This is a genomic window from Streptomyces sp. TRM49041 (assembly GCF_008271805.1).
Lineage (GTDB): Bacteria > Actinomycetota > Actinomycetes > Streptomycetales > Streptomycetaceae > Streptomyces.
Genome location: NZ_VSRY01000112.1, coordinates 13,145 through 28,946 on the forward strand (window position 1 = coordinate 13,145; position 15,802 = coordinate 28,946).

At 73.0% G+C, this 15,802-nt stretch carries 9 protein-coding genes; 4 read left to right on the forward strand and 5 right to left on the reverse strand.

The genetic code is table 11. From position 1 onward, the window contains the following. Positions 1-161 precede the first annotated feature (161 nt). Entirely contained in the window at positions 162-3,131 is a 2,970-nt protein-coding gene (locus tag FVS66_RS13340; protein WP_149181405.1) for a beta-N-acetylglucosaminidase domain-containing protein, read from the reverse strand. 383 nt (positions 3,132-3,514) lie between these two features. On the opposite strand from FVS66_RS13340, the gene FVS66_RS13345 reads away from it, so the two are divergent. Genes FVS66_RS13345 through FVS66_RS13355 form a run of 3 tightly spaced genes read left to right on the forward strand, consistent with a single transcriptional unit; the run spans position 3,515 to position 6,180 of the window. Next, complete coding sequence (locus FVS66_RS13345; protein WP_149181406.1) at positions 3,515-3,739, forward strand: hypothetical protein; 225 nt, start codon at positions 3,515-3,517, stop codon at positions 3,737-3,739. Positions 3,740-3,769: 30 nt separating this feature from the next. Further along, positions 3,770-5,929 (forward strand): 4-alpha-glucanotransferase, encoded by a 2,160-nt coding sequence (gene malQ / locus FVS66_RS13350; protein WP_149181407.1) that lies wholly within the window; start codon positions 3,770-3,772, stop codon positions 5,927-5,929. 20 nt (positions 5,930-5,949) lie between these two features. Further along, positions 5,950-6,180: a hypothetical protein gene (locus FVS66_RS13355; protein WP_149181408.1), complete on the forward strand. Its 231-nt coding sequence runs from the start codon at positions 5,950-5,952 to the stop codon at positions 6,178-6,180. An 81-nt stretch (positions 6,181-6,261) separates the two neighbouring features. Here the strand turns inward: FVS66_RS13355 and FVS66_RS13360 are convergent, their stop codons facing one another. Then, on the reverse strand, positions 6,262-6,789 hold the full coding sequence (locus tag FVS66_RS13360) for a MarR family transcriptional regulator (protein WP_149181409.1): 528 nt from the start codon (positions 6,787-6,789) through the stop codon (positions 6,262-6,264). A gap of 145 nt (positions 6,790-6,934) precedes the next feature. Here FVS66_RS13360 and FVS66_RS13365 point away from each other — a divergent pair, with 145 nt between their 5' ends. Continuing rightward, positions 6,935-7,867 (forward strand): EamA family transporter, encoded by a 933-nt coding sequence (locus FVS66_RS13365; RefSeq protein ID WP_149181410.1) that lies wholly within the window; start codon positions 6,935-6,937, stop codon positions 7,865-7,867. Between the two features lie 271 nt (positions 7,868-8,138). On the opposite strand, the gene pepN is transcribed toward FVS66_RS13365, so the two are convergent. From pepN to FVS66_RS13380, 3 genes are all read right to left on the reverse strand, one after another. Next, positions 8,139-10,703 carry an aminopeptidase N gene (gene pepN / locus FVS66_RS13370; RefSeq protein WP_149181411.1) on the reverse strand — a complete coding sequence of 855 codons (2,565 nt, stop codon included), beginning with the start codon at positions 10,701-10,703 and terminating at the stop codon, positions 8,139-8,141. A 150-nt stretch (positions 10,704-10,853) separates the two neighbouring features. Further along, positions 10,854-11,870, reverse strand: a complete 1,017-nt coding sequence (locus FVS66_RS13375; RefSeq protein ID WP_149181412.1) for an aspartate-semialdehyde dehydrogenase — start codon at positions 11,868-11,870, stop codon at positions 10,854-10,856. A 183-nt stretch (positions 11,871-12,053) separates the two neighbouring features. Beyond that, a complete protein-coding gene (locus FVS66_RS13380) occupies positions 12,054-15,356 on the reverse strand; it encodes a S8 family serine peptidase (RefSeq protein WP_149181413.1) in 3,303 nt (1,100 codons plus the stop codon). Positions 15,357-15,802 lie beyond the last annotated feature (446 nt).

Here is a 15,802-nt window from a genome sequence, read left to right on the forward strand (position 1 = left end):
GTCCGCCCCGCGCGGCGGTCCGTGCGGTACGGAGGCCCCTTGTCGTACGGCGTCGCATAGGCGCTCGGCACCCCGCCGTACAGCGGCCGCGCCCTTCCGCGGGCCGCCGTACGGCGCCCGGCACCCCGCCGTACCACGGCCCGACCAGGCCCGCGCCCGCCTCACTCCGTGACCGCGTACGCCTCCACCGCGTACAGCGAGTAGCCGTACCGCGTCGCCCGCGTCTCGCCCTGCACCCGGATGAAGCGCGTGCCCGGGGCGTCCATCCGGACCGACTCGCGGCGCCCCTTGCCGTCCCGGACCGTCGCCGCCGTGCGCCAGGTGCGGCCGTCCGCCGAGACCTGGACGCGGTACCGCGTCGCGTACGCGTCCTGCCAGTGCAGGACGACCTGGCCCACGCGGGTCGGTCCGGGCAGCTCCACCTGCCACCACGCGCCGTCCTCCGCCGGGGACGACCAGCGGGTCTCCGCGTCGCCGTCGATCGCGGCGGACGCCGGGAAGTCGGCCGTCTCGTCACCGGACGAGGACGCCACCGCACCGGGGCCACGCACCAAATCCGGGCCCCCCGTCCTCGGGTACGCCCGCACCGTCAGCGTCCGCTCCTCGCCCGCGAACGACAGCGGCACCTCGTACGCACCGGCCGGCGTGCCCTCCGGGACGGTGATCGTCACCGGGACCCGGGCGGCCACGCCGCGCGGCACCGTCGTCTCCTTCGGGACGCTCACCACGATGCCCTTGGGCGCCTTCGCCGTGAGCGCACCGCGTACCGCCTCCGGGCGCTGGGCGGACACCACCGCCTCCACCCGCTGCGCCGCGCCGCCGATCTCCGCGTCCGCCTCGGGGCGGGGCAGCTCCAGGCTGGCCCGCGGCTCGTCGGAGAACCAGGGCACCAGGGACCGTACGGGCACCTCCGCGGCGCCCCGCGGCCATGTCACGCGCACCGCGTCGGCCCGGACCCCGCCCGCGCGGGTCTGCGTCCAGCCCGTGGGGGACAGGGTGCCCAGCGGCCGCCAGCCCTCGCCCGGTACGTGCACCTCGACGCTGCCGTCGCCGGAGCCCGGCTCCGCCAGCGCGGTGACCGCCTCCACGGGGCGCGCCCGGCGCAGGTCCACGGTGTACGAGGTGTCCGTACGGTACGACTCGCCGGCCGAGCGGGCCGCGCCCGTCCACGCCCCGGCCTCGTCCACGGCCCGCTCCAGGTACGGGTCCAGCACCCCGTGGCCGACCTTCGCGGGGCTCGCGGCCAGCGCGCGGCGCAGCCGCTCCAGCTCCAGCTGGGCCTTCCAGGCCGCCGCGCCGTCGCCCCCGGCCTGCGCCTGGAGCATGTCCACGGCGGCCTCGCCCGCCCGGCCGTACCGGGCCAGCTGCTCCAGCCAGGGCCGTACCTCGTCGTCGAACCGGCCTTCCGCCGGAGCCGTCAGGGCCCCCGGGGCCTCCCGCATCACGGTGAACGCCGCCCGCAGCTCCCGCGCCGCCGCGTCCCGGGTGGCGGCCGGCACGCCCGCCGCCGTCCGCGTACGCCAGAAGTCCGCCAGCAGCGGCCGCAGATACGCCGACTCGCCGGACGGGTTCAGCAGCGACGACGTGTCGTTCCCGGCCAGGGCGGCCAGCGCCTCGCGGGCCTTCGGGTCACCGTCCGCCAGGTCGTCGAGCGCCGCGTGCCAGGACTCCTGCGGGCGGTAGCCGCGCGGGTTCCAGGCGAAGTCGGCCGCGGTGAAGACCGGGATACGGGACGCGGACGCCTGCTCCATGGCGTTGGCGAGCAGCGCCGCCGAGCCCGCGGCGACGGCCGGCTCACGGCCGGTGTACGGGCCGAGGAAGATACGGTCCTGCGCGTAGTCGTTCACCGGATAGTTGTCCATGGTGACCAGCGGGTGCCGGAACGCCTCCCGGGCGCCCGCCAGTTCACGGCCGCTGATGGTGCGCGGCACGACCCCGACACCCGTCCACGCCACCTGGACGCGCGCGTCCAGCGTCCCGGCGAGCTCCGTGCGGTAGTCGGTGGCCCCGTCCTGGTAGTACTCGGTCGGCATCAGCGACAGCGGCTCGACGTCCGGATACCGCCCGGCCAGGTGCCGGGACAGCTCGCTCGCCACGCGCGCGTGCGCCCGGGCGGCCGCCTCGGGGCCGCCGCCGAACGTCCTCGCGTCCAGCGAACAGTGCCACTCGTCGTAGCTCGCGTCCTGGAACTGCAGCTGGAAGGCGCGCACGCCGAGCGCGTACATGGCGTCGACCTTGCGCTTCAGCGCTCTGACGTCGTCCTCCGAGGCCAGGCACATGGCCTGGGCGGGGGCGACCGCCCAGGCCAGCGTCACGTGGTTGCGCCGGGCGCGCTCGGCCAGCTCCCGGAACTCGGCGCGCTGCGCCGCCGGGTACGCCTCACGCCACCGCGCCTGCCGGTACGGGTCGTCACCGGGCGCGTACAGGTACCGGTTCTGCTTGGTGCGGGCCATGAAGTCCAGCTGCGCCAGGCGCTGCCGGTGGCTCCACGGGCGCCCGTAGAAACCTTCGGTCAGACCGCGTACGGCGGTGCCGGGCCAGTCGCGCACGACGACGCCGGGGACCGTCCGGTCGTCCGTGATGAGCTGACGGAGCGTCTGTACGGCGTGGAACAGGCCGTCCTCGCCGACCCCGTCGACCGCGACGGTGTCCCGGTTCTCGTACCGCCCGGTCGCGAGCCGGTAGCCGCCGGAGGGCAGATCCCCGCGCTCGGGTGCGCGCAGGGCGCGCAGCGCGCTCTGCGCGCCCGTACCGCCCATCAGCACAACCGGCCCCCAGCCGCCGCCCGGGCCGTCGGGCCCGCCGCGGAGCACCTGCCGTACGCCCGCATCGCGCAGGACGCCCTCCAGGGCCGTCACGGCGTACGGGTCCGCGTCCGCGTCCGCGACCACGGTCACCTGCTCCCCGAGCGCTACGGCACCGCCCACGGGCCGCATCGACTGCGGGCGCGGCCATACGGCGGGCGGCTCGGTGCCGGTGTCCCGGTCGGGCACCGTGGCCGTGGCGGAGCCGGGGCCGGGGGAGGCGAGCGCGCCGGGCGCGCCGCCGAGGAGGCCGCCGATCACCGCCACCGCGACGGCGGTCGCGGTCCTCTTGCCGCGTCCGAACTGCGCGAGCTGACCGAACTGCACGCGCGTCTCCCCTCGTCCCGCGTGGTTCTGCGGGTAACTTTGCCGATGGCCGTGGCCGTCCGTGGCCGTGGCCTTACCCGGTGGTCCTGCCGCCGTCCACCGCCGTCCTGCTGCCGTGCGACAGGTGGTCCGACAGATGGTCCGACAGGTCCTCCGACTCGTCGTCCTACTGGTGGGTTTCGAGCCCACCACCCCCTCGCCGAAGGTGTCAATGCGCGCGGCCGATGTGTCGTATTTGCACACCGCACCGTCCGGCTCGGAGGGACACGCTCACTCCGCGTCACCCACGCGCGGTGTGAGCAGCGCCACTTACCACGGATGCTCCGGCGCGCGCTGGGTAGGGCTGCTGAGGTCGCAATGTCACCTCGTACAGGGAGGCCACCATGGCCGCGTCCGCCCAGCTCCTTCTCTCCGCCCTCTCCAAACAGGTCCCCGGACAGATCCACGGCCACGCGCCCGCCATGATCTCCGGACCTCTCACCAGCGAGCCGCCGCTCGCCGACGCGGCACCCCTCACCAGCGAACCCCCGCTCACCGACGCGACGCCCCTGACCAGTGAGCCGACCGCACGCGGCATGGCCGGCGGACCGGAGTCACCCCGTATGTAACGCCACGCACCGATGCGTCCAGGAGGCCGAATGACCCTCGCCCGGCTCGCCGCGCTGCACGGAGTCGCCACCGCCTACTCCCCGTCGCCGGGCGTCACGGTCCCGGTCCCCGAGGCCACCGTGGTGACCGTCCTCGGAGCCCTGGACGTCGACGCGAGCGGCCCCGCGGCGATCCGCGCGTCGCTCGCGGCCACCGAGGAGGCCAGGGACGCGCGGCTGCTGCCGCCCACGGTCGTCGTGTGGCAGGGCGACGAGCCGTCCGGGCGCCCCCGCCCGCTCGCCGCCCTCCCCGCCGGCACCGCCCTGCGGATCGCCCTGGAGCACGGCGGCACCGCCGAGTCGCCCGTCCCGTGGGCGGACCTCCCGCCCGGCGTCCACGCCCTGGAGGCCCACGCCCCGGACGGGCGCACGGCCCTGGCGACCCTCGTCGTGGCCCCCGCGCGCGTGCCGCAGCCGTCCGCCCCCTGCCACGGTGTCCTGGTCCAGCTGTACTCGCTGCTCTCCACCCGCTCCTGGGGCATGGGCGACCTCGGGGACCTGCGCGAACTGGCCGACTGGGCAGGCCGCGCCCTCGGCTCCGGCTTCGTGCAGGTCAACCCGCTCCACGCCGCCGTACCCGGCACTCCCACCGACCCGTCCCCGTACCGCCCGTCGTCGCGCCGCTTCCCGGACCCCGTCCATCTGCGCGTCGAGGACGTCCCCGAGTACGCGTACGTGTCCGGGGCGGACCGCGCCGAGCTCGACGCGCTGGCCGGGCGGGCCGGGGAGCTGCGCGACGGCGTGCTCCGCAAGGGTGAGCTGATCGACCGGGACGCGGTGTGGGTGCTCAAGCGCCGCGCCCTGGAGCTGCTGCGGAAGGTTCCGCTCGGCCCCGGCCGCCGGGCCGCGCTCGACGCGTTCCGCGCCGCCGGGGGCCAGGCCCTGGAGGACCATGCCGTCTGGTGCGCGCTCGTCGAGCGGTACGGCGCGGACCGCGCCCAGTGGCCCGAGGGCCTGAACGACCCCCGGTCCGCCGCCACCGCGCGCGTACGCGCCGAGCTCGCGGACCGTGTCGACTTCCACATGTGGCTCGCCTGGCTCACCGACCGGCAGCTCGCCGCCGCCGCGCGCGCCGCCAGCGAGGCCGGGATGGCCGTCGGTGTCGTCCACGACCTGGCGGTCGGCGTACACCCGGACGGCGCCGACGCCTGGGCGCAGGCCGACGCCTACGCGCGCGACATGTCGGTGGGCGCCCCGCCGGACGCGTTCAACGCGCGCGGCCAGGACTGGGGGCTGCCCCCGTGGCGCCCCGACGCGCTCGCCGCGTCCGGCTACGCCCCGTACCGGGACCTGCTGCGGTCCCTCTTCCGGCACGCGGGCGCCCTGCGGATCGACCACGTCATGGGCCTGTTCCGGCTCTGGTGGGTGCCCGCCGGCCTGCCGCCGACGGACGGCACGTACGTCCGGTACGACGCCGACGCCATGCTCGCCGTCCTCGCCCTGGAGGCGCACCGCGCGGACGCCGCCGTGATCGGCGAGGACCTCGGCACGGTCGAGCCGGGCGTACGGGACGTCCTGCGGCGGCGCGGAGTGTTCGGCACGTCCGTCCTGTGGTTCGAGCGCGACTGGGAGGGCACCGGCAGGCCGCTGCCGCCCGAGGCGTGGCGGCCCGGCTGTGTGGCCACGGCCACCACCCACGACCTGCCGTCCACGGCGGCCCGCCTCAGCGGCGAGCACGTCGACCTGCGCCACCGCCTCGGACTGCTCACCCGTCCGCTGGCGGAGGAGCGCGCCGAGGACGCGCGGGACGTCGGCGAGTGGCTGGCGTACCTGCGGAGGCTGGGGCTCCTGGACGGCGGCGAGCAGGGCGCCGTGGGCGCTGGGGCCGCCCGGGCTGCCGGAGGTGTCGCCGACGGCGACGGCCGCGCCCGGGACGAGGAGGCGGAGATCCGCGCCGTGTACCGGTTCCTGCGCAGGACCCCCGCGCGGATGACGGGCGTGTGGCTGCCGGACGCGGTGGGGGACCGCCGCCCGCAGAACCTGCCGGGTACGTGGGACCAGTACCCGAACTGGCGGCTGCCCGTCGCCGGCGCGGACGGCCGACCGGTGACCCTGGAGGACCTGGCCGCCTCGCCCCGGCTGCACGCGCTCATGGCCGAGCTGAACGGTCGGGAGCCCCGTACGGCACCCCCGGGCGCGCGCCGGGATTAGGCGTTCGCTACGTTTGGCCCGTGGACAAGAAGAACGCCCTGCGCGCCGGCGCCGTCGCGACCGGTACGACGCTGATGATGCTGCTCATGTCGTCCCCCGCGCTCGCGCTCACCCGCGACGACGGCGACGACCCGGGTTCCGGCCTGAGCGTCATGGAGACGCTCGGTCTGTACGTGGTGGCCCCGATCGCGCTGTTCGTGGTCATCGCCGGTCTGGTCATGGTGCTCGACCGCTCCGAGAAGCAGGTCTGACACCACCTCACGCTTCCAGGGCGCCGCGCGCCGGGGTGACCACCCCGCCGCGCGGCGCCCTGCTGTGTCCGTACTCGCTGCTCAGGCGGCGCCCGTCGTCCTGAGCAGCTTCCGCAGGAGGCCGGTCAGCTGCTCGGCCTCCCGTTCGTCCAGCGCGGCCTCCAGCACCTCGCGTTGAACCGCCAGCCCGGCGGTGACGGCCTCGTCCACGAGCGCCAGGCCGCGCTCGCCGAGCGTCACCCGCAGCCCGCGCCGGTCGTGCGGATCGGGGCTGCGGCTGAGCAGCCCGGCCCGCTCCAGCTTGTCCAGCCGGCCCGTCATACCGCCCGTCGTCAGCATCAGCGTCGCCGAGAGCTGGCGCGGCGAGAGCGTGTACGGCTCTCCCGAGCGGCGCAGCGTCGCCAGGACGTCGAACTCCCCGCGTGAGATGCCGAAGCGCGCGTACGCCCGGTCCATGCGCTCGCCCATGGTCTGGGTGAGCCGGTAGATGCGGCCGAAGACGGCCATCGAGACGGTGTCCAGATCCGGCCGTACCACCGCCCACTGGTCGGTGATGGCGTCGACGGCGTCGGGGGCGTCGGCGGCGTCGGGGGTGGGAGTCGATGTCATGGCCGAAGTCTGCTCGGGCACCCGCCTTGCTCGCAAGAAAGCAGCTTGATGCTAAGTGAATTGCTTCTAAGTAGCTTAGCGCTAAGCTACTTGCTGCCAAGCTAAGCCTCAGTCGCCCAGCCGCAGCTGTCAGAAGGGCATCGCCATGTCCACCCGCGCCGCCGTCATCGCCGTCACCGCGCTCGCTCCCGTCTCCTGGGGCACCACCTACGCCGTCACGACCGAGTTCCTGCCGCCGGACCGGCCGCTGTTCACCGGCCTGATGCGCGCCCTGCCGGCCGGGCTCGCCCTGCTCGCGCTGACCCGGACGCTGCCGCGCGGCGCCTGGTGGTGGCGGTCGGCGGTGCTGGGTGCGCTGAACATCGGCGCGTTCTTCCCGCTGCTGTTCCTCGCCGCGTACCGGCTGCCCGGTGGCGTCGCGGCCGTCGTCGGCTCGGTGGGCCCGCTGTTCGTGGTCGGGCTCGCCGCGCTGCTGCTGGGGGAGCGGCCGACCGTGCGCGCCCTGCTGGCCGCCGTGGCCGCCGCCTTCGGCGTGAGCCTCGTCGTCCTGACGGCCGGCGCAGCTTTCGACCTGGTGGGAGTGGTGGCCGGGCTCGCCTCCTCGGCGGCGATGTCCCTCGGCACGGTGCTCACCAAGCGGTGGGGCCGGCCCGAGGGGGTCGGGCCGCTCGCCATGACCGGCTGGCAGCTCACCGCAGGCGGCCTGCTCATCGCTCCGGTCGCCTTCCTGGTGGAAGGCGCCCCGCCCGCCCTCGACGGCCGCGCGGCGCTCGGTTACGCGTACCTGGCTCTCGCCAACACGGCGGTCGCGTACTGGCTGTGGTTCCGTGGCATCGAGCGCCTCACCGCGACCTCCGTGACGCTGCTCGGGCCGCTCTCGCCGATCACCGCGGCCGTCGTCGGCTGGGCGGCGCTCGGCCAGGCGCTCGGGCCCGTGCAACTCCTCGGTATGGCCGTGGCGTTCACGGCGACGGTGGTCGGTCAGGCGGCCCCGCGTGCTGGTCGGTCGTTCAGTGGGACCGAAGAGAACGCTCAGAAGGATTCGATGGACCTTACGGTTCGGACGGTGCGACGGTAGGACCCGCGATCGGCGGATGCGCGCGCCGCGTGGCGGCAGCGGGTGCTGATCCGGCGTCACATCGGTCGGCTGGTCCTCGTCTCGCTGCTGGGCGTCACCGCCCACGACCACCCTCGTCGCCTGCGCGGGTTTCGTCCTACGGACCCCGCGGGCCCCCACGCGCCGGGCGCGCCCACGCGCCGAAACGGCCCACCCGCCGGGCGCGCCCGTGACAGCGGTGTGCGGGGTGCCGGGCGCCCGGGGACGCGCGGCCGGCACCCCGCCTCACCGACTAGCGGTCGGCCGCCTGGGCCTTCAGCGCGCGCTCGACGCCCGCGCGGGACTCCGAGATCAGCCTCCGCAGCGCCGCGTTGGGCTCGGCGGTGGCGAGCCAGCTGTCCGTGGCGTTCAGGGTGGCCTGGGAGACCTGCAGCGACGGGTACAGCCCGATCGCGACCTGCTGGGCCATCTCGTGGGAGCGGGACTCCCACACGCCCTTGACCGCGGCGAAGAACTTCTCCGTGTACGGGGCGAGCAGCTCGCGCTGGTCAGTCTGGACGAACCCGCTGATCACCGCCTCCTGCACGGCGTTCGGGAGCTTGTCGGACTCGACGACCGACGCCCACGCAGCCGCCTTGGCGTCCGCCGTCGGCCGGGCCGCCATCGCGGTTGCCGCGTGCCGCTCACCGGCCGCCGTCCGGTCGCGCTCGTGCTCGGCGTTGATCTCCGCCTCGCCGAACCGGCCCGTCGCCGCGAGCCGCTCCACGAACGCCCAGCGCAGCTCGGTGTCGACGACCAGGCCCTCGACGGTCTCGGAGCCGTCCAGCAGCGCCGCCAGCACGTCGAGCTGCTCGTCCGTGCGAGCCGTCGCCGCGAAGGCGCGCGCCCACGCCAGCTGGTGGTCGCTGCCCGGGGCCGCCGCGCGCAGGTGCTCCAGCGCCGCGTCCGTCCACCGCACCAGGCCCGTCGCCCGCCAGTCCGGCGCCGCGTACAGGTCGAGCGCGAGCTTCACCTGGCGGTGCAGGGACTGCACCACGCCGATGTCGGACTCCTTGCCGATACCCGAGAGCACCAGGTCCAGGTACGCGCGCGTGGCAAGCTCACCGTCGCGGGTCATGTCCCACGCGGACGCCCAGCACAGCGCGCGCGGCAGCGACTCGGTGAAGTCGCCGAGGTGCGCCACGACGTTCCGCAGGGACTCCTCGTCGAGCCGGACCTTGGCGTACGAAAGGTCGTCGTCGTTGAGCAGCACCACCGCCGGGCGCGCCTTGCCCACCAGCGCCTCGACGCCGGTCAGCTCACCGTCCACGTCGAGCTCCACGCGCTCGGTGCGCACCAGCTTGCCCGCGTCGTCCAGGTCGTACAGGCCGATCGCGATACGGTGCGGCCGCAGCACCGGCTCGCCCTTGGCGCCCGCCGGCAGAGCCGGGGCCTCCTGCTTGACCGCGAACGAGGTGATGTTCCCGCTCGAATCCGTGTCGATGACCGGGCGCAGCACATTGATGCCCGCCGTTTCCAGCCACTTCTTCGACCACGTCTGCAGGTCGCGCCCGGAGGTCTTCTCCAGCGCGCCCAGCAGGTCGGACAGGCGCGTGTTGCCGTACGCGTGGCGCTTGAAGTACGCCTGCACGCCCTCGAAGAACGCGTCCATGCCGACGTACGAGACGAGCTGCTTCAGCACCGACGCGCCCTTGGCGTACGTGATGCCGTCGAAGTTCACCAGGACGTCGTCGAGGTCCCGGATCTCGGCCATGATCGGGTGTGTGGACGGCAGCTGGTCCTGCCGGTACGCCCAGGTCTTCATCTGGTTCGCGAACGTCGTCCACGAGTGCGGCCACTTCGAGCCCGGCGCGTACGCCTGGCAGGCGATCGACGTGTACGTGGCGAACGACTCGTTCAGCCACAGGTCGTTCCACCACTCCATGGTGACGAGGTCGCCGAACCACATGTGGGCCAGCTCGTGCAGGATCGTCTCGGCCCGCACCTCGTACGCCGCGTCCGTCACCTTCGACCGGAACACGTACTGGTCGCGGATGGTCACCGCGCCCGCGTTCTCCATCGCGCCCGCGTTGAACTCGGGCACGAACAGCTGGTCGTACTTGGCGAACGGGTACGCGTAGTCGAACTTCTCCTGGAACCAGTCGAAGCCCTGCCGCGTGACCTCGAAGATCGCGTCCGCGTCCAGGTACTCGGCGAGCGACGGCCGGCAGTACACGCCCAGCGGCACCGACTGCCCGTCCGGGCCCTCGTACGACGAGTGCACGGCGTGGTACGGGCCGACGATCAGCGCCGTGACGTACGTGGAGATGCGCGGCGTCGGCTCGAAGAGCCAGACGTCGTCCTTCGGCTCGGGCGTCGGAGAGTTCGAGACCACCGTCCACCCCGACGGGGCCTTCACGGTGAACTGGAACGTCGCCTTCAGGTCCGGCTGCTCGAAGCCGGCGAACACCCGCCGCGCGTCCGGCACCTCGAACTGGGTGTAGAGGTACGCCTGGTCGTCGACCGGGTCGACGAACCGGTGCAGGCCCTCGCCGGTGTTCGTGTACGCGCAGTCCGCGACGACCCTCAGCTCGTTCGCGCCCTGCCGCAGGTGCTTCAGGGCGATGCGCGAGTCCCGGAAGACCGACGCGACGTCGAGGTGCTTGCCGTTCAGCACCACCTCGTGCACCGCGGGGGCCACCAGGTCGATGAACGTCTCCGCCCCGTCCTCGGCCGACTCGAAGCGCACCGAGGTCACGGACCGGTAGGTGCCTCCCTCCTGCGCGCCGCTGAGATCCAGGTCGATCTCGTACGCGTCCACGGTCAGCAGCGCCGCGCGCCGCTGTGCCTCTTCACGGGTCAGGTTTGTGCCAGGCACCCGGTCATCTCCTCCATGTACGACTTTGGTGGCCATCCTTCCACGGGGGGACGCCGATCACAGAGCGCGGCGAGAAGGTGTGGAGAAGGGTGTGGAAAAGGGCGGCCCCGCCGTCCTGGCGGGACCGCCCTCACACCGTCGTGGGCGTCGTCAGCCCCGCAGCTCCTCCGCGACGAGCTCCGCGATCTGCACCGCGTTCAGCGCGGCGCCCTTGCGGAGGTTGTCGCCGGACAGGAACAGCGCCAGGCCGTTGTCGACGGTCTCGTCGGCCCGGATGCGGCCCACGTACGAGACGTCCTTGCCGGCGGCCTGGAGCGGAGTGGGGATCTCGGACAGCTCGACGCCCTCGGCGTCCTTGAGCAGCTCGTACGCGCGCTCGACGCTGATCGGGCGCTCGAAGCGGGCGTTCACCTGGAGGGAGTGGCCGGAGAAGACCGGGACGCGCACGCACGTGCCGGACACCTTCAGGTCCGGGATCTCCAGGATCTTGCGGGACTCGTTGCGGAGCTTCTGCTCCTCGTCCGTCTCGTGGAGGCCGTCGTCCACGATGGCACCGGCCAGCGGCAGCACGTTGAAGGCGATGGGGCGCTTGTAGACGCCCGGCTCGGGGAAGGCGACGGCCTCGCCGTCGTGGGTCAGCTCGGTGGCGCGCTCGGCGACGGCCTTGACCTGGCCGTCCAGCTCGGCGACACCGGCGAGGCCGGAGCCGGACACGGCCTGGTACGTCGTGGCGACCAGGGCGACGAGCCCGGCCTCCTGGTGGAGCGGCTTCAGGACCGGCATGGCGGCCATGGTGGTGCAGTTCGGGTTGGCGATGATCCCCTTGGGGCGGTCCTTGACCGCGTGCGGGTTCACCTCGGAGACGACCAGCGGGACCTCGGGGTCGCGGCGCCACGCGGAGGAGTTGTCGATCACCACGGGGCCCTGCCCGGCGACCTTCTCGGCGAGCGCCCTGGACGTGGCGCCACCGGCCGAGAACAGCACGATGTCCAGGCCGGTGTAGTCGGCCGTGGAGGCGTCCTCGACGGTCACGCCGTCCAGGACCGTGCCCGCCGAGCGCGCGGAGGCGAACAGCCGGAGCTCGTCGACCGGGAAGTTCCGTTCGGCAAGGATCTTGCGCATGACCGTGCCGACCTGACCGGTGGCTCCGACGATTCCTACCTTCACGAGGACTCCTCCGTACGTGCGTGCGGCAAGGGGTGCTGCCGCTGTCCATGATGCGTATGTCCCGGGTCGCCTTGTCCAATCCATTGTCCAGGGGGTGAGAAGGACCACGGAATGGAGAGGGCGGGCGTCCGTACCGGACGCCCGCCCTCACACTCCGTATCCCTCCAGACTACGGAGTGTCGGTCACGAAGTGACCTTTCCGATCACAACGCTGCCCGTGCCCGCAGCGGTTCCGCGCGCGTTCAGCAGGCTGACCTCGCCGAAGAACTGCCGGCCCTCGGGGGCCGCGCCGCTCACCAGCACCTCCGCGCCGAACGCCGCGGACGCCCCGTTCGCCAGCGAGATCGTCTTCGACTCGTCGACCTTGACCTCGCCCAGCGTGGACGAGAAGTACACGTCCTTGTAGTCGTAGGCGGTCTCACCGGCCGGGACCGAGTAGCCGTCGACGACGATCGTGTACGTGCCCGGTGCGGGCTTCACCAGGGACACCGACTCCTCCGAGTCGCCGTCCGCGGACGAGCCGACCTGCACACCCTCGCGCAGGACGATCAGGTCGAGGTCGGCGGCCTTGTCGGAGACGTTGCCGATGGCCACGTCGAACCGCTCGACGCCCTCACCGATCTCGACGGTGGTGCGCTGCTCGGCGTGGTGGCCGATGGTGGGACGCGCGACCTTCGCGGAGCCCAGCGAGCCGCCCTTCAGCTTGCCCTCCAGCGCGGCGAAGTCGTTGGTGACGCTCCACTCGACCGGCGCGGCCTTGCCCGGGGTGGCCTCCGGCAGGGTCTGGACGGCCGGGTCGAAGGTGGCACCCAGCAGGGACACGTCCAGCTTGTACGGGTTGTCGAGCAGCGGCGACGTACGGCGCGACTCGACCTCGATCTCCCAGACGCCCGGCTGCGGGTTCGCGTAGGAGCGCAGGTCGGGGCGGCAGGTGTTGTTCGGGTTGCTGTAGTTCGGGTAGCAGTTGATCGTCGACGTGGAGTCCGCCGGCACACCGTACGGGTGGATCGCGATGAACCGGGTCTGGCTGTCCTTCGCCAGGCCGCCGAGGGCGACCTCCAGGGACTTGGCGCCGGCCGGGACGGTCACGAAGTGCGAACGGTGGCTGTTGCGCTGCACGGAGCCCTCGGCCGAGTAGCCGTACGCGGGCTTGGCCAGCTGCTCGGAGGCGACGACCGTGGTCAGGATCTGCTTGTCGATGCCCTTGGTCTTCGGGTCGGTGACCTCGAGGATCGCGCTGTGCACACCGGCGCTGCGGGGCTTGGCGGCGACCTTGAAGGTGACCGGCTTGTTCAGCGGCAGGTACACCTCGTCGCTGCCGACGACCCGGAAGGTGCGCTCGTGGTTGTTCTCGAACCACAGCTCGTGCCGGATCGGCCGGTCGGCACCCGTGGTGCGGGTGACGGTGATCTCGTAGATCTTCCGCTGGCCGACCTCGATGCCGCCCTCGCGGTCGTACAGACCGGTGCCGAAGCCCGGCTCGGCGAGGAACTGCTCGATCGCGGTGTCGACCGGGGCCTTGACCGTGTACTCGTGGGCGTGGGCGCCGCGGAGGACCTCCTTCCAGGCGTCGACGACGTTGAGGACGCCCGCGCCCTCCTCGTGGGCCTGCACGCCGCGGATGTGGTCGGCCTGGCTGACCACGGCGGTGCGCAGCTTCGCCGGGGTGAGGTCGACGCCCCGCTGCTTGGCGGCCGACAGCATCAGCGCCATCGCGCCGGTGGCCTGCGGGGCCGCCATCGAGGTGCCCTGCAGCATGGAGTAGCCGGCGGGGAGCTGGTAGCCGGCCTCGGCGACCGGGCCGCCGGGCGCCCAGGTCTGCGTGGTGTTGATCGCCGCGCCGGGCGCGCTGAGGGTCGGCGTGAAGCCGCCGTCCTCGCGCGGGCCCCGTGAGGAGAAGGGCAGCATCTGGTACGGCTTGGAGACGATCGAGCCGTAGTTCGCGGCCCATGTCTCCTTGGAGATCGTCGCGCCGACGCTGATCACCTTGTCGGCGAGGGACGGGTCGCCGATGGTGTTGACGCCCGGGCCGCTGTTGCCGGCCGAGATGACCAGCTGGACGCCGTAGGTGTCGATGAGGCGGCTGTAGAGGCGGGCGCGGGCGTTGTTGCCGTCGTTGAGCGCCGGGAGGCCGCCGATGGACATGTTGACGATGTCGACGCCGCGGTTGACGACGAGGTCGATCATGCCCTCGGTGAGCGCGATGTTGGTGCAGCCGCCGCTCCAGGTGCACGCGCGCGAGGAGACCAGTTTGGCGCCGGGCGCCGCACCGTTCATCCGGCCGCCGAAGAGGCTGTTGGCGGCGGCGATACCGGCGACGTGCGTGCCGTGGGAGCCCTCGATGACGCCGATGTTGACGTAGTCGGACTTGTCGCCGGCGCCGTTGTACACGACGTCCTTGCGGATCTCGACGACGAACGGGATGCGCTCGACGACGTCGGTGTACGGGTTGTCGGTGCCGAAGTACCCGACCTGGAAGCCGTCCTTGTACGGCTTCATGGCCGCGTCGTCGCCGAAGTCGCCGTTGCCGTTCAGGTCGACGCGGACGGTGCCGGCGGCCTGGTCGTACAGGACGCCCCAGACGTCGGTGGTGTCGCCGTCCCGGTTGAGGTCGCCGGCCATGTCGCCGCCCTTGGTGGCGGCCTCGGCGAAGGTGCTGAACTTGAAGGCGCCCTCGGGCGCCGCCCAGTCGCGTCCCGCGGCGGTGAAGGAGGGGCCGGACACGTCGGCGTTCATCCGGCGCCAGGTGCCGTCGCCGTCGCCGACCGGGTCGGTGGCGGTCACCCAGTCGACGATCTTGCGCTCGCCGGTGGTGGTCTTCTGGAGCGCGGGGTGCCCGAGGTCGACGCCCGAGTCGAGGATGCCGATGGTGACGCCTCGGCCGTCCGCGGTCGGGTTCTTCCGGACGAAGTCGACCGCGCCCGTCTCATGGGACGGGTTGTACGGGTTGACCGCCGGGGTCTTCCTGCCCGGCGCCGGGTAGCCGCCGGTGCCGGTCGTGGCGGTGGTGTTCCCGTGCGCCTTGTCGGCGGCCGGCGTCGGGTCGTCCAGCTTGATCTCGTGCTTGAGGTCGATGCCCTGCACGCTGGACAGCTTGGCGGCCGCGTCGATGGCGGACTTGGCCTGCGAGGTGGGGACGGTGGCCCGTACGTAGCCGAGCTTGTCGTACGTCTGGCCGACCGCGCCGCCCTTGACCGCGTCGAGTCGCTCCGCGACCTGCTCGGTGGCGCCCGGCGTGGTGGCGACCATGAGCGTGATGTTCTTCTCGCCCTTCGCCTCGGCCTCGGCGAGCAGTGCGGCGTCGTCCGAACCGAGCTTCTCGGCCGCCGACTTGGCGGGCTCGGGGGTGGCGGCCGGGGGCTCCGCGGGGGCGGCGAAGGCGGGTGCGGCGCCGGTCGCGACGAGCGCGGCGACCAGGCCGGCGGCGGCCGCGATACGGACCGCGCGTCTCACCCCGGGTATGGGGTTGGGGGGTTCGAGGGTCATCAGCATCCCTGTTGAGTGAAAGGAAGGGTCCGGAATTCGGTGCCGGACGACCGCTGAGCCTTTCGTATGTGACCGGGTTTTGTGGAGGTCTGCTGAAGCCGGAATACGATCGTGGCGTACATCCGCCAGTGCGGGATGTACGCCACAGAGGATAAACAGGGCTATAGCGAACACCCGGTGCTCTCAGGGAAGTTGAGGTGTCAACGAGCCGGGGGCGGAGACGGCTGAAACACGCTCAACCCCGCGGCGATCTCCTGCGGTCCCCTTCGACGATGGCAGTCACGCGGTCGTCCAGGAGGGAACTCCCATGTCAGTACGTATCGTGCGCGGCGGACTCGTAGCGGCGGTGGTCGCGGCGGCCGTGACGGCGACGGCGCTCACCGCCCCGGCGGTCGCCGCACCCCCGGCCGCACCCCCGGCCGCACCCCCGGCCGCGGACCCCGCCG

Excerpts from the sequence above, each read along its gene's own strand:
- FVS66_RS13345 (WP_149181406.1), top strand. The coding sequence starts at position 3,515 with ATGGCCGCGTCCGCCCAGCTCCTTCTCTCCGCCCTCTCCAAACAGGTC.
- malQ (WP_149181407.1), top strand. The coding sequence starts at position 3,770 with ATGACCCTCGCCCGGCTCGCCGCGCTGCACGGAGTCGCCACCGCCTAC.
- FVS66_RS13360 (WP_149181409.1), bottom strand. The coding sequence starts at position 6,789 with ATGACATCGACTCCCACCCCCGACGCCGCCGACGCCCCCGACGCCGTC.
- FVS66_RS13365 (WP_149181410.1), top strand. The coding sequence starts at position 6,935 with ATGTCCACCCGCGCCGCCGTCATCGCCGTCACCGCGCTCGCTCCCGTC.
- FVS66_RS13380 (WP_149181413.1), bottom strand. The coding sequence starts at position 15,356 with ATGACCCTCGAACCCCCCAACCCCATACCCGGGGTGAGACGCGCGGTC.